Below are 989 nucleotides of genomic sequence, written 5' to 3' on the forward strand. Positions count from 1 at the left end.
CAGTGAAATACTACCCGTCGGTGACTGCGACTCTCACTCCGGGAGGAGGACACCGATAGCCGGGCAGTTTGACTGGGGCGGTACGCGCTCGAAAAGATATCGAGCGCGCCCTATGGCTATCTCAGCCGGGACAGAGACCCGGCGAAGAGTGCAAGAGCAAAAGATAGCTTGACAGTGTTCTTCCCAACGAGGAACGCTGACGCGAAAGCGTGGTCTAGCGAACCAATTAGCCTGCTTGATGCGGGCAATTGATGACAGAAAAGCTACCCTAGGGATAACAGAGTCGTCACTCGCAAGAGCACATATCGACCGAGTGGCTTGCTACCTCGATGTCGGTTCCCTCCATCCTGCCCGTGCAGAAGCGGGCAAGGGTGAGGTTGTTCGCCTATTAAAGGAGGTCGTGAGCTGGGTTTAGACCGTCGTGAGACAGGTCGGCTGCTATCTACTGGGTGTGTAATGGTGTCTGACAAGAACGACCGTATAGTACGAGAGGAACTACGGTTGGTGGCCACTGGTGTACCGGTTGTTCGAGAGAGCACGTGCCGGGTAGCCACGCCACACGGGGTAAGAGCTGAACGCATCTAAGCTCGAAACCCACTTGGAAAAGAGACACCGCCGAGGTCCCGCGTATAAGACGCGGTCGATAGACTCGGGGTGTGCGCGTCGAGGTAACGAGACGTTAAGCCCACGAGCACTAACAGACCAAAGCCATCATTCATACGCACTGTGACTCATTCACCGACGATTTAACTCGTCGCTGACCGAGTCCAGGCGCAATCTGGATCGCACGGACACACGGTGGAAGAGACGACCGACCGAGACTGGTACTTTCGTGGTTCGAATCCGCGACTCGGCGTTAGGCGGCCACAGCGGCGGGGTTGCCTCCCGTACCCATCCCGAACACGGAAGATAAGCCCGCCAGCGTTCCGGGGAGTACTGGAGTGCGCGAGCCTCTGGGAAATCCGGTTCGCCGCCACCATTCATACCTT

General features: G+C 57.3%; 2 rRNA genes. Both read left to right on the top strand.

From position 1 onward, the window contains the following. Positions 1 to 718 (top strand): 23S ribosomal RNA (locus tag VI340_RS19780); the annotation flags it as partial. A gap of 138 nt (positions 719 to 856) precedes the next feature. Next, positions 857 to 979, top strand: a 5S ribosomal RNA gene (rrf, locus tag VI340_RS19785). Positions 980 to 989 lie beyond the last annotated feature (10 nt).

Source organism: Haloarcula sp. CGMCC 1.6347, assembly GCF_037078395.1.
In the GTDB taxonomy this organism is placed as follows: Archaea; Halobacteriota; Halobacteria; order Halobacteriales; family Haloarculaceae; genus Haloarcula; species Haloarcula amylolytica.